The 22646-nt window shown below is 42.8% G+C and carries 18 protein-coding genes; 11 read left to right on the forward strand and 7 right to left on the reverse strand.

Features of this window, described 5'->3' with window-relative positions:
• Positions 1 to 937 precede the first annotated feature (937 nt).
• Positions 938 to 1312 (forward strand): VOC family protein, encoded by a 375-nt coding sequence (locus L2755_RS15670; protein ID WP_248981620.1) that lies wholly within the window; start codon positions 938 to 940, stop codon positions 1310 to 1312.
• A 537-nt stretch (positions 1313 to 1849) separates the two neighbouring features.
• On the opposite strand, the gene xapA is transcribed toward L2755_RS15670, so the two are convergent.
• A complete protein-coding gene (xapA, locus tag L2755_RS15675; RefSeq protein WP_248981621.1) occupies positions 1850 to 2674 on the reverse strand; it encodes a xanthosine phosphorylase in 825 nt (274 codons plus the stop codon).
• A 132-nt stretch (positions 2675 to 2806) separates the two neighbouring features.
• Between xapA and L2755_RS15680 the strand changes: the two genes are divergently transcribed.
• Entirely contained in the window at positions 2807 to 3736 is a 930-nt protein-coding gene (locus L2755_RS15680) for a LysR family transcriptional regulator (RefSeq protein ID WP_248981622.1), read from the forward strand.
• A 42-nt stretch (positions 3737 to 3778) separates the two neighbouring features.
• Here the strand turns inward: L2755_RS15680 and L2755_RS15685 are convergent, their stop codons facing one another.
• Together L2755_RS15685 and L2755_RS15690 are read right to left on the reverse strand one after the other, a co-directional pair.
• On the reverse strand, positions 3779 to 4216 hold the full coding sequence (locus L2755_RS15685) for a hypothetical protein (RefSeq protein ID WP_248981623.1): 438 nt from the start codon (positions 4214 to 4216) through the stop codon (positions 3779 to 3781).
• Positions 4217 to 4486: 270 nt separating this feature from the next.
• The gene (locus L2755_RS15690) at positions 4487 to 6928 is read right to left on the reverse strand and encodes an OmcA/MtrC family decaheme c-type cytochrome (protein WP_248981624.1); all 2442 of its coding nucleotides are present in this window, start codon (positions 6926 to 6928) and stop codon (positions 4487 to 4489) included.
• A 652-nt stretch (positions 6929 to 7580) separates the two neighbouring features.
• On the opposite strand from L2755_RS15690, the gene L2755_RS15695 reads away from it, so the two are divergent.
• Positions 7581 to 7805 (forward strand): DUF3955 domain-containing protein, encoded by a 225-nt coding sequence (locus tag L2755_RS15695; RefSeq protein WP_248981625.1) that lies wholly within the window; start codon positions 7581 to 7583, stop codon positions 7803 to 7805.
• Positions 7806 to 7929: 124 nt separating this feature from the next.
• On the opposite strand, the gene L2755_RS15700 is transcribed toward L2755_RS15695, so the two are convergent.
• Together L2755_RS15700 and L2755_RS15705 are read right to left on the reverse strand one after the other, a co-directional pair.
• Positions 7930 to 9549, reverse strand: a complete 1620-nt coding sequence (locus tag L2755_RS15700; RefSeq protein WP_248981626.1) for an NAD(P)/FAD-dependent oxidoreductase — start codon at positions 9547 to 9549, stop codon at positions 7930 to 7932.
• A 188-nt stretch (positions 9550 to 9737) separates the two neighbouring features.
• Positions 9738 to 11285, reverse strand: a complete 1548-nt coding sequence (locus L2755_RS15705; protein WP_248981627.1) for a phospholipase D family protein — start codon at positions 11283 to 11285, stop codon at positions 9738 to 9740.
• A 343-nt stretch (positions 11286 to 11628) separates the two neighbouring features.
• Between L2755_RS15705 and L2755_RS15710 the strand changes: the two genes are divergently transcribed.
• From L2755_RS15710 to L2755_RS15735, 6 genes are all read left to right on the forward strand, one after another.
• Entirely contained in the window at positions 11629 to 12384 is a 756-nt protein-coding gene (locus L2755_RS15710; RefSeq protein WP_248981628.1) for a hypothetical protein, read from the forward strand.
• 252 nt (positions 12385 to 12636) lie between these two features.
• Positions 12637 to 13155 carry a TetR/AcrR family transcriptional regulator gene (locus tag L2755_RS15715; RefSeq protein WP_248981629.1) on the forward strand — a complete coding sequence of 173 codons (519 nt, stop codon included), beginning with the start codon at positions 12637 to 12639 and terminating at the stop codon, positions 13153 to 13155.
• Positions 13155 to 14210: an alcohol dehydrogenase family protein gene (locus L2755_RS15720; RefSeq protein WP_248981646.1), complete on the forward strand. Its 1056-nt coding sequence runs from the start codon at positions 13155 to 13157 to the stop codon at positions 14208 to 14210. Before L2755_RS15715 ends, L2755_RS15720 begins: the two co-directional genes overlap by 1 nt.
• 345 nt (positions 14211 to 14555) lie before the next feature.
• Entirely contained in the window at positions 14556 to 15365 is an 810-nt protein-coding gene (locus L2755_RS15725) for an ABC transporter ATP-binding protein (protein ID WP_248981630.1), read from the forward strand.
• Positions 15365 to 16075, forward strand: a complete 711-nt coding sequence (locus tag L2755_RS15730; protein WP_248981631.1) for an ABC transporter permease — start codon at positions 15365 to 15367, stop codon at positions 16073 to 16075. The genes L2755_RS15725 and L2755_RS15730 overlap by 1 nt, the downstream gene beginning before the upstream one ends.
• Positions 16076 to 16102: 27 nt before the next feature.
• Positions 16103 to 17770 (forward strand): GldG family protein, encoded by a 1668-nt coding sequence (locus L2755_RS15735; RefSeq protein WP_248981632.1) that lies wholly within the window; start codon positions 16103 to 16105, stop codon positions 17768 to 17770.
• Positions 17771 to 18176: 406 nt separating this feature from the next.
• On the opposite strand, the gene L2755_RS15740 is transcribed toward L2755_RS15735, so the two are convergent.
• Positions 18177 to 18941: a spermine/spermidine synthase domain-containing protein gene (locus tag L2755_RS15740; RefSeq protein ID WP_248981633.1), complete on the reverse strand. Its 765-nt coding sequence runs from the start codon at positions 18939 to 18941 to the stop codon at positions 18177 to 18179.
• A gap of 965 nt (positions 18942 to 19906) precedes the next feature.
• Between L2755_RS15740 and L2755_RS15745 the strand changes: the two genes are divergently transcribed.
• Entirely contained in the window at positions 19907 to 20803 is an 897-nt protein-coding gene (locus L2755_RS15745; protein WP_248981634.1) for a hypothetical protein, read from the forward strand.
• A gap of 511 nt (positions 20804 to 21314) precedes the next feature.
• Complete coding sequence (locus tag L2755_RS15750; protein WP_248981635.1) at positions 21315 to 21653, forward strand: hypothetical protein; 339 nt, start codon at positions 21315 to 21317, stop codon at positions 21651 to 21653.
• 335 nt (positions 21654 to 21988) lie between these two features.
• Here the strand turns inward: L2755_RS15750 and L2755_RS15755 are convergent, their stop codons facing one another.
• On the reverse strand, positions 21989 to 22645 hold the full coding sequence (locus tag L2755_RS15755) for a 3-oxoacid CoA-transferase subunit B (protein ID WP_248981636.1): 657 nt from the start codon (positions 22643 to 22645) through the stop codon (positions 21989 to 21991).
• Position 22646 lies beyond the last annotated feature (1 nt).

Here is a 22646-nt window from a genome sequence, read left to right on the forward strand (position 1 = left end):
AATCAGGGATGATTTAGCAGAGCCATCAGGGAAGATTTTACGGCGGCTTGCAAAGACACTAGCGCATTGGCTGCAGATCGTTGACCCTTACTCCAAATACAAAGCAAAGGTCGCTAGACTCCAGTCCAGAAGCGTTACTGGAGTGACGAATTGAATTAGCTCTAAGTTGTTTTGGGGCATAAATGCTTTAGCTGCTGACCAAAGTGGTTCCAATGACCTGCGGTCAGCGTATGTGCAGACGCAACTGAGGCTCGCTGCAATTTTTTATAAATGAAAGGGTCCCTGTAAGCTCAACAAAAACATCTGACCTCCAAGGACGGAGGGAATGCCAAATTATGTAGGGAACATAATTGGCCCTGTTTCCGACGGCCTCCGTTGCATCTACACGGGGTTCTAAAAGCATAATCATTTGGCATTCGAGTTCGCTATCAGAAAACACGAAAGCTCAACTATAAATTCAAACTAACAGATAACCCCCATCTCCCCAGTTGGAAATTTTGCTGTTTAAATTTCGCCGGGGCGTTGAGGGATTGACTCTTATGAAATCAAGAGCGGGTACAAGCGCTTTGCCCCTTGGCTCGACTCTTTATTACAAGAATGGGCGAAGCGCCACGACTTTTCTTTTTATTAAAATGAAAGCGAAGCTTGATAAACCTAACGAGGTTTGGGGCAAATCCAATACCGGTCAACGCTCACTAACGAGCATTTTGTATTGTTAACGTCAGTTTAAAATGGCACATTAGTGCCCAAAGTTGAAATATCAATGCATTATGAAACACAGTCCCTCTGTACCGACTCTATAAATTCCTAGATTCAGCAACACTGTGGTTATTTTCTTGCCTGTTATTAACTGAGCTTTGAGGGGAACTCATCCCCATGAATTACTGGCTGATTCAACAACTCGGCCTTCATCCCATTGTTTTAGGACGAAACCACAATGCTTTTAGGAATTTGCCTTGGCACCAACGACCTCTCCCGTGCGGGCGCGTTTTACGATCGCCTACTGAACACTCTCGGTATGGTGCGCACTATGGAAGCGGACGACGAGATAGGTTACGGGCCTCTCGGTGGCCCGAGCTGCTTTTGGATATTGAAACCTTTTGATCAACAGCCGGCGACCCGCGGCAACGGTACTCAGGTGACTTTCAAAGCAGCGGGCAACGATGTCGTAGAAGAGTTCCACCGGACAGCCCTGATGCTTGGCGGAACGGACGAAGGTACCCCTGGTTACCGGTATCGACCACGCTACTTCGGTGCTTACTGCCGCGACTTGGATGGCAACAAGCTGCACATCATGTACGAACCCGATTGAGAGTAAGTCTCACTGGTCATTACGCCAACATGTTGACAATGACCTGCGGTCGGTGCATGTGCAGATACTGCCGTGACACGCTGCAAGTCCGTCCATGGAAGCTCGGCCATGATCAATAACATACTTGTTAAACGGCCAGTTCGGCATCCATGCCTCTCGTTCGATAGCTTGATAACTTTGTTATCCCTCACCAGATCATGGACGGTCACGGGCGTATCTACACTGGGTTATAAAAGCGCAAACTCTCAGCATTTGGCTTATCAATAAAGGCATTTAAATTGGATAAACCTCCACATCAGTGAACATCAGAATTTACTCTTATGAAATCAAGAGCGGGTACAAGCGCTTTACCCCTTGGCTCTACTCTTGATTACAAAAATGGGCGAAGCACCACGACTTTGATCTTTCTTAAAGGTCAGGCACTGCTTGATAAACCGAATAGCCGACCAAAGTGGTTCCAATTGCCTACAGCACTTTGAATTAACACGGAGTGAATTAACACTGACTAAAGGGATACTTGTTACTACGAGAAGAACATCAAAAATGTTCGGCCATAAATGCTTTGATGAGATTGATAAAGTCATCTTGCGCTAGCTTGGCACACTTTAGGGTCTGTTCATGGGACAAGGCAACATCTCCTAGCCCTTCAGCCATATTTGTGATGGCGCAAATAGCCAGTACGGGGAGGCTACAGTGCGCCGCGGATATCACTTCTGGTACCACTGACATTCCGACCACGTCGCCACCAATAATCTGCATCATGCGTATTTCAGCAGCAGTTTCAAAGTTAGGCCCACTATAAGAGACAAATACCCCTTCAGAGGCCTTAATACCCTCTCTTTTGGCGATCGCTAATGCTTCCAAACGTAAGGATTTGTCATATGCATTGGCTAAGCTAAAAAACCGCGGACCATAGTTGTCATCATTACGCCCCGTCATTGGCGTGCCCGGCATGGTATTGATGTGGTCATTGAAAATAACCAGGGAGCCAACATCAATAGTGTCAGGGCGCAAGGACCCCGCGGCATTCGTCACAATGAGCAGTTCGCAGCCCAAACGCTTAAAAGTACGCACCGGATTGGTCATGACTTTCATGCTTTGGTGTTCGTAGTAATGGCCGCGGCCTTTCATGCAAACAACGTCAACACCATTCATTCGCCCTAGCACTAGTTCGCCAGAATGACCTTCAACAGTACTGACGGGGAAGCCATCAAGATCTTCATAGGCAATACAGACTTTATCTTCTAGTTCATCAGCAAGGCAGCCCAAGCCAGAGCCTAAGATGAATGCTGCCTTGGGTTTGAAATTTGGTTTAAGGGCTGAAATGGTGGCTAGTGCATTGTTTACAGGATCGATTGTCATGGTCTGTTCCTTGCTGATTAATTATCTTAGGGTTAATTTACGCTAAGCTTTGTTCCTAATTAATCACTAAATTCCGCATTATTATCCTGATTAGCCGTACAATGTTGATGGCCAAATAGTGAGGTTAGACTAATGACCATCAATGAGAATGTATTAAGTGGGCGTATCACGTTGAAAATGCTTCGCTATTTTTATGCTGTGTCTCAGTGCATGCATTTTGGACAAGCGGCAGAACAGCTTAATATTTCGAAATCGCCCTTGAGTGCTCAAATTAAAGAGTTAGAGTCAGTGCTTGATGTCATCTTGTTTGAGCGTACCACTCGCCATGTTCAGCTCACCGAAGTCGGTATGTTGCTGCAACAAGAGTGCGCACTGTTATTCGAACTGTTTGGCGATTCAATAAACAAGGTCGCTAAGGCGGGGCGAGCGTTAGATAACACCATCAATATAGGGTTAATGAGCTCAATATTTTGGGTCGGTTTTGGAACCGTGCTAAGAGAGTTTAAAAAGAGTCATCCGCAATATACCTTTAATTTTATTGAATTATCGCCCCAGAAGCAGAAGCAAGCATTGATCGAACATCGCATTGATCTCGGCTTGGCTCGATTTGCAGATACTCGCAATATTTACCCATTGAGTGAAAAGCGCCTGTACGCAGAACCCATGTGTGTTTTGGTGTCTGATGAACATCCATTGAGAATGAGACAAAGCCTCAGTCTGGGTGATCTTATAAGTGAAGAGTTTGTTTTCATCAATCGAACTAATTCAGCCTCTACCGATATGATTATTGAGCGCCTTGTTGGCAGTGGATTTTACCCTAAGGTAGCGCAGGAGGTGGTTGAGCCAACGACGTTAATGGCCATTGTGGCAACGAGCACTTTAGTATCGATTGTTCCGCAAAGTTATCGTCAACATCAATGGCAAGATGTGTGTTTTATACCGTTAAAGGAGGCCATTGCAGCCGATATTTACGCGCTTTATGACAACCGTAATGCTAGAGAGTCCGTTAATTCCTTTTTAGCCGAAATCCCCACTTTACTGAGCTTACAAAATATTAATTAGCTTCAAGAATAGCGATAGTGAAGCATAATCGCGGCGCAACTTTTACTCTAGCGTGCTCAGTAACTGCCGCACTTTGAGACGGGTATCATCAATTTTTGCTACCACCTGCATCGCGCTATTTTCATTGCTGGCGACAGTCTCCCAATTGAGTTGCCAATTCGCTTTTAAGCTCTCTGCTGCCACTTGGATTTCAGGCTCAGTAACCACACTCAAATCGGCAATCAGATTGACTTTTACCCAACCTTTTCGCGGGCTACCTTGGATTATATCTTGGTCATAATGGGCGGCGTAGACAATAGATTCCAGCTCAGACAGCTGCAGTAACAACTCGAAGCTGGCAGAGCGCACATTGTTATTGTACTCAGTAATTTCCATGCGCCACACGTTATAGCTAAAACCGACGAGGGCAAACAACATACTGAACACCGCTGTCAGTTGAAAGATAGAGATGGTCTCTTTGCCAGAAATCGATATCTTCATTCAAGCCTCAGTGTTACGGAGAATTTAATTAACTTTAGACAAAGACAGAGCAGGCTAACAACTTATTTCAAACCGTAAGCTTTTTATTAAATAGCGAGGGTGTGGGCAAGAGATACGAAAAGGCGAGCACTAGTGATAGTGCTCGCCTTTTTTGTACCAGTCAGTTCTTTGCAGGGAACATACTGTGGTGACTTTTATACTGACTTTCTTGGGATTAAGCTTTTAGAACCTAGAACCTAGAACCTAGAACCTAATACCGTTATTGAGCTATTACATTTGAGCATGCACTTTATCAACACCTGATGCGCCGCCGATAGAGTGACAAGTCGAGCAAGACTCAGAGCCATTGGCATCGTCTGCTGAGGTTGCGCCAAATACCGCGCCGCCATTTAAGATCATGTGGTTTAGCATGCTTTGCTCTGCCGCAGTAATGGTGACGGGGACTTGTGGGAACTCGCCATTGTCATAACCTGGGCCATTGCTGCTCAAATCACGCGTTAGCAAGATGTTGCCATCAGCATCGAGTACCACTTTACCGTCTGAGCCGATAAGTCCAGGACCCACACTTAGGTGACAAGAGGTACATACAAGGGCGATAGGGCTGGTGTATACCGCACCGTCGCGCACTAGGTTGTTACCGTCACTGAGTGAGGTTGTTGGCGCTCGTGTGATTGAAGCTCTATTGTTTTGTGTCAGAGGCAAATCAATCTGATTTTCGTCATGGCACTGAGCACAATCGCTGATAGGCGCTGAGTAAAACTCGTTGCGGCCAACCATGTCAAAGTCATTCTCTGCATCAACAAAACGGAAGTTTGAGTGGATCTTGTGTATTTCAAACTTCAAATCACTAGAGCCACCTGAACGTGGTGAATCAGCAGGTGAACGGGTAAAACGATTGGCGTTATGACAAGCTTTACATTGTGACGGGTCGTCTGAACGACGGCTGTCATGCTGAATAACTTGCTCATGGCACGAATCACACTTACTAAAGTTAGCGCCAAACTTGACTTCAAAATCAGGGTTGTAAGTCAGTGTGGCCGCATCAAAGAAATTATTGATCACGGTAGTAGGCGTTGAGATTTTCTCCTGAGCAACGTTGTCTGCACAGTTGACCAATGCATTACGACTATCGACACACACACCTGAAGAGATAAAGGTCGTTAGAATATCACCGCTAGTGAGGGCTTCACCGTTGTTAATATTCACATCCAATGCAGTATCCCACTGGCAAATAATGTCGCCAGTTGTAGCGCCTGCTTGGCAAAGTGGATTCTTATCTAACTCAAAAGAGTTAGGGGTGTTCTTCGCGACGTGAGTTTCAAAACCTGCGCCGTTGTCCCAGTTTAGTAGCAGACGAACGCTGTTTTTGTACTGCAGGAACTGATCCGTTAGCGATATACCGTTGCCGTCTTTAGTGACGCGAACATGCACATCGTAAGCTGTTGCACTACTTGCCGTTAGATGGGTGACTTCAAACTTCACCCCATAATCACTACCCGCAGCTTTTTTACCTAGCGCTGCTAACGTATGAACATTCTCAACAGACATGCCCGCACCTTCGCCATGACAAGATAAACAAGTGTCATTTTCAGCTGGGAACATGATGTGTTTTTCACTGTTTGGCTTAGCCGTTAACATTACTTCGTTAAATGCAATGTTATCGTGGCAAGAAGAACAGGTTGCAACGGTTGGCATACTCTTCCAGTTGCCGCCTTCAGAGGTGATCACCCCTTGAAGGTCAGGGTTAGTCACTAGATCGGCATCATCTGCGTGGCAACCAGTACAGTTACGAATGTCTTGTGGGTAGTTAATACCGTCAATAGTGCCTTTGTTATTCAGTACCCAGAGACCATCGTTTTCAGCAAAAATGGTTTCTTTGTCGCCATTGCGGGTAAACAGGCTGTACTTGTTGCCTGCTTCAGCTAGCGTAGGAAGATCAATACCTTGGTGTATTTTATGCGCCATGACTTTTAAATCTAAGCTTTCACCGCTGATAGGATCGTTTGCGTCAGGGTTGTGGCAAGTGACGCAGTTGTCGGTATCAACTCGATTGCCACCGTGGAATGCGAGCTCTGTGTGACAGCTATTACAGCTTTCAATGGCCACAATTTGACGAGACTCACTGACGTCTCCACCTGCTGGTACCCAGTCAAATGTGCTATTAGCCACTGGATAGTTGTCAGACTTGCGAACTTCTAAACCAATTCGATGGGTTAACGCTTCTTGCCACGCAATAGCTTCACCAGATATGGGATCGGTTGTGCTCAATACATTGGCTGCGAACGTGTATTGATAGCTACCATCCATATTGTCTATCAATTCACCCTTGTCAGCAGTCGGTAAGCTGACATTATTCACATCTGGATATTGAGCGCTATCAATATCGGTGGCCTTGCGCAGATAACTGCTCCAGTCCGCTGTGTAGCCGTCTTCATCTGGGATGAGTTTAGCGAGGGTAGTGCGCACATCAGTAATACCAACCAATGCTCTGCCGTTTTGATCTTCTGCTGTGAAAGTGAAGCTAAGTTTATCTGCTGCAAATGTCGGTGCTGACATGGTCACTGTTAAGCTTGCTGCGCTAGATACGGTATCACCGCTACTTGGTGGTCCATCCTCTCCTGGTGCGCCATCTTTACCATCATTACAACCCACTAAAATGACTGCGGCGACGATAGACGCCAGTAAATTATACTTTGTTATTTTTTTAGACATTTCATCAATCCCACTATATTACCAATTGAATGTTGCATCTGTTTGGGCACTGCCTGCTTATGAGTACTGGCATCTACGCAAATAGATTCAAAAACGTTTCGCTGAGTATTTTCTAATATGGGTCGACTAATTTATAGATAACTAAAGTTCACTAGAATATAGATTCTGATAATTATAATTATCTTTACTTATTCAATTGACTGATAAATATAATGAATTGATTATTTAAGTGAGCATAAATTAGCCGATGGCTATTTAGGGAACATTAAATTTTGTTAACTAGGTAACACTAAATTAATATTCATGTTGCTAGATGGGTGGTTAAATAGTGCTCTAGAGGCGGAAATTACCGCGATATAGCGAACTTTGATCGCATTTAGCCACACTCTGCAGAGTTGTTCGGAGGGAAATCATCAGCTTAGCCGCTGCTGCAATGGCTATTATTACCACAATTACGCAGGTTGATGACCTGTTTGCTGGTTATCTCAATCCTGTCCCTTTTTATTGGCCAAGCAAGGGCGACCTTAATTCCTGCGTTAACACAGTAAATTATCTTTCATTTGACCGTTTTCAGATAACAGGTAAATATCAGTGGGGTGTACTTTACCCCTGCGGCTTATCGGGCCGTTAACGACAGGATGTAGAACGTTATATGAAGTTTTCAGCCAATAGAACATGGATTATTAGCTTGGTGTTACTGGGATTAGGGGCGGCTTGTATAATCGCAGAGAATGGCTTTTATCAGTATGTTGATGATAAAGGTGTTCTTCATGAGAGTATGTTTATGCCACTAGGCATGTTGAGTCTGGTTGCCGGTACTTTGGTTTTACTGCTTTTTGTAATGCAAGCAGTGAGACGACTTTTTACGAATAAATAAACGACAGCTAATAGGCGAGCAATGAGATTTGAATGGGAATGAATTGATGGCTAATTCTTTATTTTTCAGCTTCGAGTCAACAACACTGAGCACCCTATGGGTGCTCTCTTGATTGGAGATTCGATTAACTGTTGCTCATCTCTTTTAGCATGTCTAATGCCACGGCTTCAGCAATGCTGATGCCGTCGATACCCGCCGATAAAATGCCGCCAGCATAACCAGCGCCTTCACCAGCGGGATACAATCCTTTGGTATTAATGCTCTGGTAGTCTGCACCACGCTTAATTTGCACCGGTGACGAGGTACGGGTTTCAACGCCGGTTAACATGGCGTCTTTACTGTCGAAACCACGAATTTTCTTGCCGAACGCAGGTATAGCTTCACGAATGGCATCAATGGCGTACGCGGGTAGTGCATCGCTTAAGTCGGTCATTTTCACATTGGGCTTATAAGATGGCTCAACGTTTTCAAACGGCTTGCCTGCACCGGCCGCTAAAAAGTCACCCACCATTTGCGCTGGAGCATCGTAATTACTGCCGCCCATAACATAGGCGTTGCGCTCTAATTGACGCTGTAGCGCAATACCTTGCAATGGGTCATTATCAAAGTCACTTGGGTTAATCCCCACCACAATCGCGCTGTTGGCGTTGCGTTCACTACGCGAATATTGGCTCATGCCATTGGTCACTACCGCATGTTCCTCTGACGTTGCCGCCACAACGACACCACCAGGACACATACAAAAACTGTATACACTGCGACCACTTTTACAATGATGCACTAGCTTGTAATCTGCAGCGCCTAACATAGGGTGACCCGCATTAGTGCCAAAGCGGTCTTTATCGATCATCGCTTGTTTGTGCTCAATACGAAAACCAATCGAAAATGACTGCGCCTGCATATACACGCCTTTGTCATGCAACATTTGGAACGTATCGCGGGCACTGTGACCAATCGCAGCAATCACATGTTTAGAGTGCAGTACTTCGCCATTGTTAAGCGTGACACCCGTGACTTGACGGTCGCTGATATTGATCTCATCTACGCGAGTTTCAAAACGAACTTCACCGCCTAAACGGATGATCTCCCTGCGCATCTTCTCAACCATAGTGACCAATTTAAAGGTTCCTATGTGAGGCTTGCTGACATAAATAATTTCAGCAGGTGCGCCGGCAGCAACAAATTCTCTTTTTACTTTTAAGCCTTTAAAACCCGGGTCTTTGACTTGGCTGTATAATTTGCCATCAGAGAATGTGCCGGCTCCACCTTCACCAAACTGCACGTTTGATTCGGTATTTAGCTCACTGGTACGCCAAAAACGGAAGGTATCTTTAGCGCGCTCGTGGACAGACTTACCGCGCTCTAAAATAATAGGGTTAAAGCCCATCTGCGCCAACATCAGCCCGACAAATAAGCCACACGGCCCCATACCAATCACCAGTGGGCGTTCCGTTAACCCTTCTGGTGCACTGGCTACATACTTATAATCAGTATCTGGCGACACGCGGATATTGTGATCGCCTGCAACAGACGCCAACAATGCCACTTCGTCTACATCGGTTAATGTGACATCTAATGTATAAATGAGCGAGATTGAATTCTTTTTGCGGGCATCGTAGCCACGCTTAAACACATGTATGTTAACCAACTGCTCCGCTGAGATAGAGAGCTTTTGCAATACAACATCTTGCAGCGCATCTTCATTATGGTCGAGAGGCAGTTTTACTTGGTTTAAACGGATCATGATTTACCTAAAAAGAGACTTAAAAAACAGCGCGTAGTTTACGTGATTTAACACCAAAATGAAATTACCTATTGCTATCGTATTCGAGAAGGGGGCTATTCAGCAATCACCCCTTAAAATCACCCATTTATTCAATGTAGAGTGGGGTAAACTTGCGAGTATATTCATGTACTTAAAATGCTAATAAGTTAAAGTTGTGACTCTACAGGCAACAATTGCAAGAAACCATTTTTAAAGCGGTCCCAGCAGCTGCTGTAAGGGTCATTGTCATAGGTTGTTATTTTATCGCCATTTTTTTGCGTCCAGATAATATCACCCTCTTTAAGTGATAATTTAAATGCCCCATCTTTAACGATACTGTCAAAATCCTCAACAATAAAAACAGCGAGTTTTGCTGATTCTGCAATCACACCAATTTCTGTATTTTCATTGCGAGAACGAGGGTCAAGATTCATTGAGCCAATAAAAGTAAATTTACGGTCAATTACAAAGTACTTGGCATGTAAAGTGATCTTTGATGCGCTTGAGGAGGCGGCTTTATCAGTATACTTCTTCAATACATCTATACGGGCACTGTCGACTTCATATAATTCCACCCCAAGCGCTAATAATTCTTTTCGATACTTTGAATATCCAGAGTGCACTATGGTGACATCATTAGATTTCATCGAGTTGGTTAAAATTCTAACCGTGACCCCTTTTTCTACCAGACTGCCTAACAGTGCCACGCCTTCGTCTCCTGGCACAAAGTAAGGAGAAACTATGATGAATTCGTCTTTCGCATTATCCACGTAAGGGCGTAATTTTGGCGCTAGGTGGTATTCTGTTTTTTCCCGGGAAGAGACTATTTTCAATGGATCGTCATATAAGACTACAGCCTTGCCCGTGTATTCGTTTACTTTATTTTTTTTGACTAAACTTAATAAATCGTTTTCACGTAGTGCCTGTACATATTGAGAGTTTTTGTTTTTCTCTAAGAAGGATTTTAAATTTTTACTGACTTCATGCTCGTCACTTTTTGATGGCTCATAATCACTTAGTAAATTGATTTTGTAGGTTATTTCACTATTCCAATATAGGTCAAAAGATGTTTGGACCTCTTGTACAACGCTGCCTGTAAAAGCAATATCTAAATCTCCAAAAGCGACATCTGAGTGTGCACCGAAATATAGGTCTCCGACATTACGCCCGCCCAAAATGGATATGCTGCTGTCTACCGTGAACGTTTTGTTGTGCATTCGACGTGTTACTGAACCAAAGCCTGTGATTAACTGCCGCGTGCGCCTTTTATCGCGTAAAAACGGATTGAAAATGCGTACTTCGAAATTTTGGTGTGAATTTAGTTTAGCAATATCAATATCTTTGCCTGCTAAATCCATATCATCTACAAGTAAACGAATGCGTACGCCTCGCTCTGCAGCTTGCCACAAGGCTGCCGTTAATAGTCTTCCACTTAAGTCAGAGTGATATTGATAATATTGCAGGTCTACGCTCTTTTGCGCCGAATTAATCAGCGAAACACGAGCTACAAAAGCATCAACACCATCTTCAAGCAGCATCATTAACGCATCATCACTTTCTAAGCCGAGCAGCTTGCGTTTCTCATCAAGTTCCATCGTTAACTGGCTTTCTTGAGATTTGCTCATCGCGTAACTTTTACTGCTGGTATTTTCGGGAAGGCTAGTACAAGAAAATAAAAATAATATGGCTAGCAAAAGGGTGATATTTTTAAGCACAATCACTTCCTTATAAGTCACTGATGTATGTTAGTTAAGCTATTAGTAGTGACAAAAGCAAGGTTTTATAAGAGGAAACTATGGGCTCTAGCGGACTAATGATACTTACATACTCAACGGCCTAGAAATGCTCGTTTAAGAGGCCTTGGCTAAAGCCTTTGTTGATGGGCTATTCCTGGAGTTAAAGAGCACTCTATTGTGCGTTATATATTCTGCGTTATATATTCTGCGTTATATATTTTGCTACGGGCACAACCAATATTGACCTTACCTAATAGCGCAGTAAACCCCGACAGAACCCTACATTTTAAAGTGGCTCAGGTATAATAGGGCCATTTATTTTATGGATCCGCACAATGTTAACCCTATTGAACGAATATTTGGAAGTGTTGCACAAGATATGATCGAGATTGAATATACTATTGCTGAATTAAAAACGTCGATGTTTGTGGTAGAAGAACACCGTTTTTACCTGGTTGCGAAGGAGTGGGTTAAGGCTGAAAATCTTAATGTGGCCGACCAAATCTTAGCCTGCAGTGGCGCAATAGCAGAGATAACACACATCAATAAAATTGCAGGGTCACACCATTATTGCGATCTAAAAATCAGCCACAACCATCATTATTTTGTGACGACGGGTCGCCCGTTAAGTCGTGACACCCTCTGCGATAGAGCCCCAATAGATCCGCTTGAACTGGTCTCGTATCAGTTGGCGAATAAGCCCTCCAATTTCCCAGATGGTACGCCGACGGGGGATCACAGTGGTCCCTGGGTCGCGGCTAGATATGTAAACAGCGATACCAATCAGGATGTTATCGGTTGGGGCCGTGCCAGTGACAACATGTGCGCTGAAGATGCCGCCGTGAGTGATTTGAGGCATAAGCTGGATGATGCTAGCGGATTACATCGTGGTAATGTAGATATTTCACATGCCTATATAAGAAAGTACACTCGAAAAGGCCGCTTCGTGAACAAGATGAGCCCATGTATTCATTGCCGAGATAATTATGGCAGTGCGCTAAATGACACCAGCTTGGGAAAGAGTGATTTACATAAAGAGGGGCGTGGGTATTTACCCCCAAAACCCGCAGATAATTAAGTCTGATGATAAGCCATTAAAGTGTTATCAAGGCACTGTTGTATTATACGCTTTCTGCACTATTCAATAGTGTAACCCGACCCTCCGTTTAGATACCCTCCAGTTAGAATGTCTCGAATTCAAGCCTTTATTCTCTCGCGTTTCTATCTATTCCCTGCAGTACAAGTCAATACTAGAACACAATGATTTGACTGGGGTAGAGGGTTTGCTCTACCCTGTAGGTAGAAGGAACATTCTACTAGCAGGGTATTTATGCTTAAACAACAAATTGCCGCCAGTCTTGAAGCGGCATTCAGTCAATATGGTTTTGCCGAGCCGAGCGTTGCTCAGCTAAAGGCTGCATGTAACGTTAGCCTGCGAACGCTATATAAACACTACCCATCTAAGGAAGCTATGATAGTCGGTGCTCTGGAGTATCGTCATCAAAGGTACCTCGCTTTCTTGCTTAACCAATCACCGTCTCGGGGTGCAGAGTCCGTTTTGCATATTTTTAATAAACTTGAGCAATGGGTGAGTGAATATGCGCCACACGGTTGTTTGTCTATGAACGCGATGGCAGCCTTTCCGGACAATCCACTTATTAGTAAAGCTGTTAGAAACCACAAAAAGGAAGTTCAACTGTTTTTAGGTCTACAAAGCCAGAGAGAAGATCTTGCTACTGTGCTTTTTTTATTGCATGAAGGGGTATCAAGCGCATGGCCTGTGCTTGGTAAGCAAGTAATAACATCAGCTCAAAAGGCACTATTACAACTGTTAGAGGAAGATAAATGATGACTAGGATCCCAAAAACCATGAAGGGCATCTTGCTTACCGGTCACGGTGGCCCTGAAATGCTCCAGTATCGTGATGATATAGCAGTCCCGATACCAACTTCAAATCAAGTGCTGATCAGCGTCTCTGCCGCTGGAGTTAACAATACTGATATTAATACCAGAGCTGCATGGTACTCAAAAGGTGATGGTAGTAGCTCTGATGCGAGCTGGTCTGGTAATGCTTTGGTCTTTCCGCTAATTCAAGGAGCTGATGTCTGTGGCACTATCGTTTCCGTCGGTGATGATGTTGCTATAGAACGTATCGGACAGCGCGTTATCATTGAACCCTGTATCAACCAAGTCAACGGCCAGCCGCTTAAGTCCCCTTGGTATTTTGGCTCTGAATGTGACGGTGGTTTTGCACAATACACGGTAGTAGATGCTAAGCATGCTTACGCAGTGAACAGCGAATTTTCTGACATCGAACTGGCTTCTTTCCCCTGTTCTTATTCAACAGCTGAGAATATGCTGACCCGAGCGAATGTTACGTCACAAGATAGAGTGTTGATCTCTGGCGCCTCTGGCGGTGTTGGTTCGGCAGCGGTTCAGCTTGCCAAAGCTCGGGGAGCGTATGTTATCGCCATTACCAGCCCCAGCAAAAATCAACAATTGCTGGAGCTTGGGGCTGATCAAGTGGTATCGCGAGATGCTGATTTAGTCGACGCTCTAGCTGAAAACAGTATTGATGTTGTTATCGATCTGGTTGCAGGAAAACAGTGGCCTCAGTTTTTACAACTGTTAAGACTTGGTGGCAGATATGCGGTCTCAGGGGCTATTGGTGGCGCCTTGGTTGAGTTGGATATTCGTAGCCTATATTTAAAAGATTTAAGCTTTTTTGGCTGCACAGTACTTGAGCCAGAGGTTTTTCAAAACTTAGTCAACTGCATCGAGCAATCTAAAATCAAGCCAATCGTGGCACAAACTTTTCCACTAGAAGCGATAAACATCGCGCAAGAGGTTTTCTTGGAAAAGAAACACGTTGGCAAAATAGTTTTAAGCTTACCGGAGTCATGAAAATAGCTTGATAGGAGTCAAAATCATGTTTTGAATCTCTGCGGTTTCACTCGATCCCCCCCGTGGCTGCAATGGAGCTTATGAGTAACAGCAAGGTATTGTTTATCTGGCACTAAACGATTTTGTTCGTGCTACACTGCCTCGTTGCCTTTCCTTTGTCGGTGAACACAGTGAATTACCTCACTGTTTCACTGTATTGGATCTCTATCGTTTTGTTTATTCTCATCATATTATAGAAATGTTTTTAAGGTCAGCTGGTACCTGTCTGGGTATGTGATAAGACGATAAACCAATAAAATGTAATATAAACCTAGCGTTTAAAAATAACGATTAAAAGGCTATTCAGTGAGTATTTTAGCAGTCGAACATATCAGTAAAAACTTTGGTTCCTTTCAGGCACTAGATGATGTGAGCTTTGAGATTAATCAAGGAGACATTGTCGGTTTCTTAGGCAAGAATGGCGCAGGCAAGACCACTTTGATGCGCATTATTACCTCTTTTCTTGCCCCATCAGCGGGTAAGGTTTTTATTGATGGCGATGATATTGCAAAACATTCGCTAACCATCAGACAAAAAATTGGTTACCTCCCAGAAACACCGCCTCTGTACAGCAGCATGACAGTGTTGCAATATTTAAAATTTGCCGCTGAAATAAAAGATATATCGTCCAAAAAACAAGCGGTCAAAATTGCTAAAGTGCTAGAGGAATGCGATTTAGAACAGGTAAAACAGAAAACGATTGCAACATTATCTAAAGGATATAAACAGAGGGTGGGGATTGCTCAGGCGATTATTCATGAGCCTAAACTGCTTATTCTCGATGAGCCCACAAGTGGCCTCGATCCTATGCAAATTCAGCAAGTACTAGCACTTATAAGCAACCAGAGAGAACAAAGAACGGTATTGTTGAGCACGCATACCTTGACTGAAATGGAAAAAATAGCCCAACGTATTTTGATGATTAAATCAGGGCAGCTAGTGATAGACGAGCCATTGGATACATTGCTTGAAAGAGGGAAGGGTAAAGGTAATCAAAGTATATCTGAACTAACAATCTGCCAGCCTCAGGCGTTAACCCTAGAACAAATTTTTATTGAGCATCATCAAGCTCAATCCCCATCGCAAACTCAAGCCCAGAATGTAAGTAATAACTGATGAATAAAATCTTCGCAATAACTAAAAAAGAGCTGCATAGCTATTTTACCAGCCCTATCGCCTATCTGGTGTTAATCGCTTCGTTGTCATTGTTTAATATGTTTTTTTATATGATCATCGATCAAAATAGAGAGGTGTCGTTACGCGATATTTTTCAAGTGATGGAGTTTATGTTTATTTTCATCATTCCATTATTAACAATGAAACTATTTGCAGAAGAAAAGTCCAACGGCACGATGGAGTTTTTACTGACAGCACCCTTAACACCGACCATGATAGTGTTGGGTAAGTATTTAAGTATGCTTGTTTTCTATTCGCTATTAATTGCCCTAACAGGCGTTTACTATTTTATTGTTGAGTATTTTGGTGAACCGGACGGGTACAGTATTTTGTCTGGTTATGTTGGGATCTGGTTAGAAGGCGCACTCTTCATTGCCATCGGCTTACTGACATCGTCATGGACACGTAATCAAATTATTGCCGCAATGTCATCTTACCTAATACTGTTTACGCTTTATTTTTCAACCTCCTTAACAAAATACTTCAGCGGTTTTGCTGAACAATTTTTACTGCAATTTAGTACGCGTACCCACCTCGAAAATTTTGCCATCGGCATGATCACCGCTAGCGATATTATCTATTACTTAGCGGGAATTTTTCTTTGTTTAGTACTCACTCGCATTAGCATTGACCATAGGGTGTGGCAATAAATGACGCTTAAAAATAGAATCAGAACGATGCTTAATAAATTACTGCCATTGTTAGTTGGGTTAGCGCTGCTTATCTTTACCTTAGGTTTATCGCTATTTTATATTGAAGGCCAATTTGCTTTATTAAGCTTGAGTCTCGCCAGTTTCTTAACGTTCAGTGGCACAACTTTATTGGTTGGCTTGCTGCTTTTAAGCAGGAGTCTAAGAAATACTGACGCTAACTCAATGCAAGTAGCACAAGCTTCTAATCGCAGTCGTTGGAAGAAAGTTGCCATCGTTTTTGCTATGGTCACTGGCAGTATCGTCTTTCTTGGCATAAGCCATTATGGCGCAAATAGCATCCCAATTCGCTGGGATGTGACGGCAGCCAAACAGCACACCTTATCTAAAAACACTGTCGACTTTATTAGCTCGTTAACAACCAAGGTCGAATTAACCGCATTTTATGTAGGGATGCCGCCAAAATATTTGCAGGATCTGTTTAACGAATATGAACGGTTATCAGCTGGGCTGATTAGTACGCAAATAATCGATCCTATTGAGAATATTTCGTTTGCAGCAAAATTTGGCAATGTAGTCAGCGGCAAGGAAAGGAAAGTTATCGTACAGTCCGGTGATGTGCGCAAAGACGTTGATTTTACTGATGAACTGCTAGCAGAAGAAAAACTGACCAATACCATCGCCCGCGCGAGTCGTTCACCAAGGCAGGTTTACTTTCTCAGTGGCCATGGTGAATACTCAATTTCAAATGAAGATAACCTTGGCTTATCCACATTTAAGCAATTATTAGCCGATAACAATATCCACAGTAAAGCGCTGATGTTAGGAATAACACAGTCGATACCTGCAGATTGTGATGTGCTTATTATTGCGGGTCCCCGTACAGAGCTGACACCTCAGGAAGAGAGCTTAATCGTTGATTATCTGAAGGCTGGCGGAGATGCGTTGTTTTTGATTGAGCAAGCACTGGTCACTACAGCTGATAAGCCACTGACAGCAGAGCAACAACGGCTAAACCCGTCGTTAAATAGTATTCTCAACCAATGGGGGCTTAACGTTCAATCAGATATTGTTGTCGATTTAGCCAACCATATTGGTGATGATGTCGGCAGTCCAGCGACCAAAAATTATCAAAAGCATAAAGCCATAACACAAGGTTTAGATTACACCTTTTACGTTAGACCGCGCTCTATCCGGTTGTTAGAACAGCGTCGGCCAACCATTAAAGTTGCTGCTATCACGTTAACCACATCGACACAGCAAAGTTGGGCGGAAACCAATCGAGAATTAGATATTCAATTTGATCCCGGTGTCGACACGCCGGGCCCGGTGCCTATCTCTTATGTTGTTCTTGAACAGCACCCTGAAAAACACAATGGGCAGAATAAAGAGGTCATTAAGCCATCAGACACACGGATCATTGTTTTTACTGATGCTGATTTTCTAACAAACATTTATATCAATCAATACAGCAATGCCCAGATGGGACTTAACGTTGTTAATTGGCTAGCGGAATTAGACTATCGGACTTTTGTTAGCTCAAACAAAGTCAAAGTGGAACGGTTAGACTTAACCAGTAAACAAAAACGCCAAATTATGGTGATATTATTCCTATTGCCATTTTTCTTCGTGATTGCTGGGGGCATTGTTTGGTTAAGGCTAAGGTCTATACCTATCCTACCTGAAGATGCATGATTCAGTGGGAGTTTAATGGGCTTTAATCAAGGCATTGATTACCACTAATGGTCGTTCCCTTAGTAAAATCGATAACACCGAGTAAAGCCCATTAAAACCCATCGCAGAAGGCTTTGTACAAGCCCATTTCGTTGTTGCACTTACTTAAAAGGGAATAACCATTTCTACGTTAATGCGCCTAGAATTGAACTCGTACAACGCCTCTGAAACGAGCATATTCAAGTAGGATGGGTATTAGTCCAACTAAAAGTCGTATTTGAAGCTATGACGCTAATCAGCTTAATGATTTTCTTTAAACTCTAACTCTAACTCTAACTCCAACATCAACTTGAATGAGCTGATGTTGGAGTTTGTTATGTCGGAATAAGTTATGTTGGAGTCCGCTGCACATAGCTGTCATCAATGGCTAATTGATATCTTGTAGATCCGAGAGTAATTCGGCATAACGTTGCAGCGGAATATGCATCTGCTCTTGTAAGCATTGGCCTTTAACCAGTAGTTCATCTCTTGTCATCGCTGGAATGTCATTTTTGAAGGCAAGCACTATGGTGTTGCCACCTGCAACTTCTAAGCGCAGTAATCGGCTTTCAAATTCAAGCGCCAGTAATGCATCTAACTCTTCGCGTAACTTAACTGATGAATGACAGATGTTGAGTACCAGAACGCCGTGTTTACTGAGGGCTTTTTTACAATCAGATAAGTAGGATGATTGTACTTGTTTAGCCTCTATCCCATCTGAGTTGTACAGATCTGAAAAGATGATATCGCTTTTTATCTCGGTGTTTTTCATATAGTTCACTGCATCATCTATATGAATGAAAAGACGATCTGTGTCGGGCAGGTAAAAATATTCTTGCGCCGTCTGCGCCACCGCGGCACGGTATTCAACCGCGTGTACGTTTATCTCGGAAAAACTGCTGAGCAGATTCTTTGCCATTGACCCTGCGCCCAGCCCCATAATGGTGGCTGATTTGACGGTGGGGATAAACAATAAACCCGCCATCATGGCCTGAGTGTAGCCAAGTGTTAATCCATTAACGTCTTTGAGTTTCATCGAGCTTTGATAGATTTTCCCATCAAAGCTGAGGATGCGGCTAGTTCTTGTTTGATAAACATAAATAGGGCCGAGATCATCCATTGTTGAGGAGATACAGGTTCCATTGATATCCATGGTTTTTAATACCTCTTCAATACGCGTATATCCCCATCTTACCTGAAGATGCAGGATTCAGTGGGAATTTAATGGGCTTTAATCACAGGTTCATTGCTCCAGGCTGAACCTAAGCACCTACATCCATGTAGGCGAGACATTGATTGCCACTAATGGTCGTTCCCTTAGTAAAATCAATAACACAGAGTAAAGCCCATTAAAACCCATCGCAGAAGGCGTTGTGCAAGCCCACTTCGTTGTTGCACTTACTTAAAAGGGAATAACCATTTCTACGTTAATGCGCCTAGAATTGAACTCGCACAACGCCTCTGAAACGAGCATCTTCAAGTAGGATGGGTATACAACTGATAGGGCATCATAACGGAAAACTGAGTCAGTAAAAGCGATATGGGCGATTATGACTAAATGAGATGCCTATTTAGTGTGTTTCCATGGATATTCCATGCTTGATGGGGAATGGGAGACGGAGAATTTGTGCATACAAACATAGAGTTTCTATTGTTAACTCCAATGCTCAGATACAAAAAGTGACAACTACCTTGAAAAACACCATTTTCTTGTCAAATAACTGAAATTCACGGCTTTCACCCTTAGCCTAAGCCCTTGACTGATGAGTCGAGCCTATTGAAGCTGCGAGAGTTGAAAGCTTTGATTTGTAGCGCTATATTATTGATTTATTGTATTTATTGTATTTATTGTTGTGATCTGTTTTTCGCAATATTCCCAGCTGCCATATTGAAAATATTTCATCTGATGATTTGAAAGATACTGAGTATTGATATCTGCTTGAAAACTAGCTATGTTATTGATTACTAATGGCTAAGTCTAGTACGCTACAAGCCAATTAGGGGAGGTTGCTAAAGCTTGGCTCGGTTTCGCTTAGCTGCACAGTTTAGCCAAAAATATTTTCACCATTATTAGGGCGTTAGGCATTCATCACCGTTTATCACACTATGGGAATTGAAATGACATTTTTTAAGTTTTGTCTCTTATTTTTTTCGGGGTTACTTTTTTCAACAAACGTGCTTTCTCACGAAAATGAGTGTAAAGAAATAGAAGTTCCTATTGTCTTTGATCAGTACGGTTTACCGACTATTGAGCTAATAATCAATGGTAAGAGTAATTTTGCATTACTTGATCTCGGTTCTATAGCAGGTATACATTTACCCATTTCAGATATTAGCAGCATGCCAGGCGTAAAATACACAGGTGAAATTTCTAAGAGCACTAATATTTCAGGTGAAATATTTTCTGATAAAGAGTTTATTATTCCAATGTTAGCAATTGAGTGTATGACATTCGAAAATATATCTGGTTATGAGCTTAATCCTTGGGCAACCTCTATTGGTGATAAGCCTGAAGATATGGAAAACAACCAACAAATAGTCATAGGTCAGGGTTTTTTCGCCGATAAAACAATTATTATAAATTACGCTAATAAAAAACTCATAATAAATAATAAAACGGGAGCCGTTTTATCTAGAATTAATAATAAGTTTATACCTTATGTGCTAAATGAAGAGGGTATTACTATCCAAATGAGTAGCTCTATTGCAAACTACCAGATGGTTCTTGACACCGGTGCAACAAGCTCAATATTCTCGGCTAATAAAATTAATATTAAAGAACCATTAACTGCATGTAATTTCAATTTAGGGCTAGATGTAAAATGTGAATTATTTGCTTCTACGGTTAAAATTGCGGGCTATAGTTTCGCATCCAACATATTGCTCTACCCAATAGATCCACGATTCACAAAAGATGGCTTACTGGGCGGTGATTTTTTTAATCAGTTTATTGTGGAATTGGACTTTTCAAATAAAAATATAGCACTAGCTCCATCTAAGCCAAGTGTTTTGTAAAATGCCTAAGAAGTAAATAAGGAAAAACCACAGTTGACTTCAGTTCTTTCGTCACTTAAATTTAGCCATTAACAGTAAATCGAGCCATCCATAGTTAATTGCTTTTTCCTCTTGAGCAACTTGAGTTCACAAGCCTTGCCTGAAAATCCTCATTTTCATCTCAAATAGCTGAAATTAGCGGCTTCAACCCTTAGCCTAAGCCCTTGACTGATGAGTCGAGGCTATTGAAGCCACGAGAGTTAAAAGCTTTGGTTTGTAGCGCTATATTGTTGATTTATTGTGGGTGGCTGTATTTATTTTGTGGTTGGCTGTATTTATCTGTCTGCTGTATTTATCTGTGGTATTTATCTGGTAGGTTCCGCATCTTTAAATGCTTCAATAACGCCGAACCAGGAGAATTTTGCTTCTATGGTACTCACTGGGTCAAACCCATTTTTGGCAAAGGATCACCCGACTATTGCAGTTGGTGTAAGTAGTTATCAAGTATTAATTGAGGCAGGAGTAGTGATAGATGATAGATAGAAAAGCCAATTTGAATATAGTCGCCAAATTAGTGCCAGCAGTCTTGCCAATACTTGCATACTTCGCACTTTATGAGGTTGGGCTGATAGTAGGATTGATGGTGTGTTTTGGTGTATTCGGCCTTTCATTTTGGATGCCTATTGATGTTCGAGTATACGGTTCACGTTCAAGGTATGTATGGTACGTGCTCTGGGCTGTCAGCTTCTCTCTAATATTCTTCTTTTTTTGTTTTTTTTATCCCGAGTACACTACTATGGCGAGAATGTTTTTTGGATTGGGCTTTCTTGTTACAATTTATATTTACGCATCAAAAATTGATGAGGTTTAATATCAGGGTAAGATAAAGCAAAAGAAAGGACGGGTAATCAGGTCTAATCGCTCCTGATAAAGGGAGCGGAGTGAATTAGAGAAGTTGAGATACTTTTTCTCATCTGAGTCACTCTCGCAAGAACAAATGCTCTAGCGCGTTTATGTCCAGATACAAGTTAAAACCCCACGGCTTAGTGGTGTTTATGTGCCGATATTCAACTCTGCCCTAAACAAAAAACGCAGCTAATAAGCTGCGTTTTTTATTGCTGAGCTCCTGTAAAACACCGTAGCAATCAGCTTCACTCAAATACCAAGTCACTAAGTCACCTAGTCACCTAGTCACCTAGTCAAAAGTCAGAAGCTCATTTCAGGGACGTTCTCAGGCACTACTAATTTACCTGCGGTTTTAGAGACTATCTCTTCAACCGATACTCCTGGAGCGCGCTCAAGCAGGTGGAATGCACCGTCTTTTATCTCCATAAAGGCCAAGTCAGTCAACACTCGTTTGATACAGCCAAAGCCCGTTAGCGGCAGTTCACACTTAGGTAACAGCTTAGAGTTACCTTTCTTATCTGCGTGCATCATGGTGACGATAATATTGTCAGCGCCAGCCACTAAGTCCATCGCGCCGCCCATGCCTTTAATCAGTTTGCCTGGGATCATCCAAGAGGCGATAGAGCCTTGCTCGTCGACTTCAAAGGCGCCGAGTACGGTTAAATCTACATGGCCGCCACGGATCATGGCAAAGCTTTCGCTTGATGAGAAGAATGATGCGCCATCGACCGCTGTTACTGTCTGTTTGCCGGCGTTGATTAAGTCGGCATCGATGGTCTCTTCTGTTGGAAACTCGCCCATACCGAGCAGACCATTTTCAGATTGCAGCATCACCTCGATTTCTGCAGGAATGTAGTTGGCGACTAATGTTGGAATGCCTATGCCTAGGTTGACGTAAAAGCCGTCTTGGAGTTCTTTTGCTACACGTTGCGCCAGTTGTTCTCTTGATAATGCCATG

The sequence above is a fragment of the Shewanella abyssi genome (assembly GCF_023284025.1).
Classification (GTDB): domain Bacteria; phylum Pseudomonadota; class Gammaproteobacteria; order Enterobacterales; family Shewanellaceae; genus Shewanella; species Shewanella abyssi.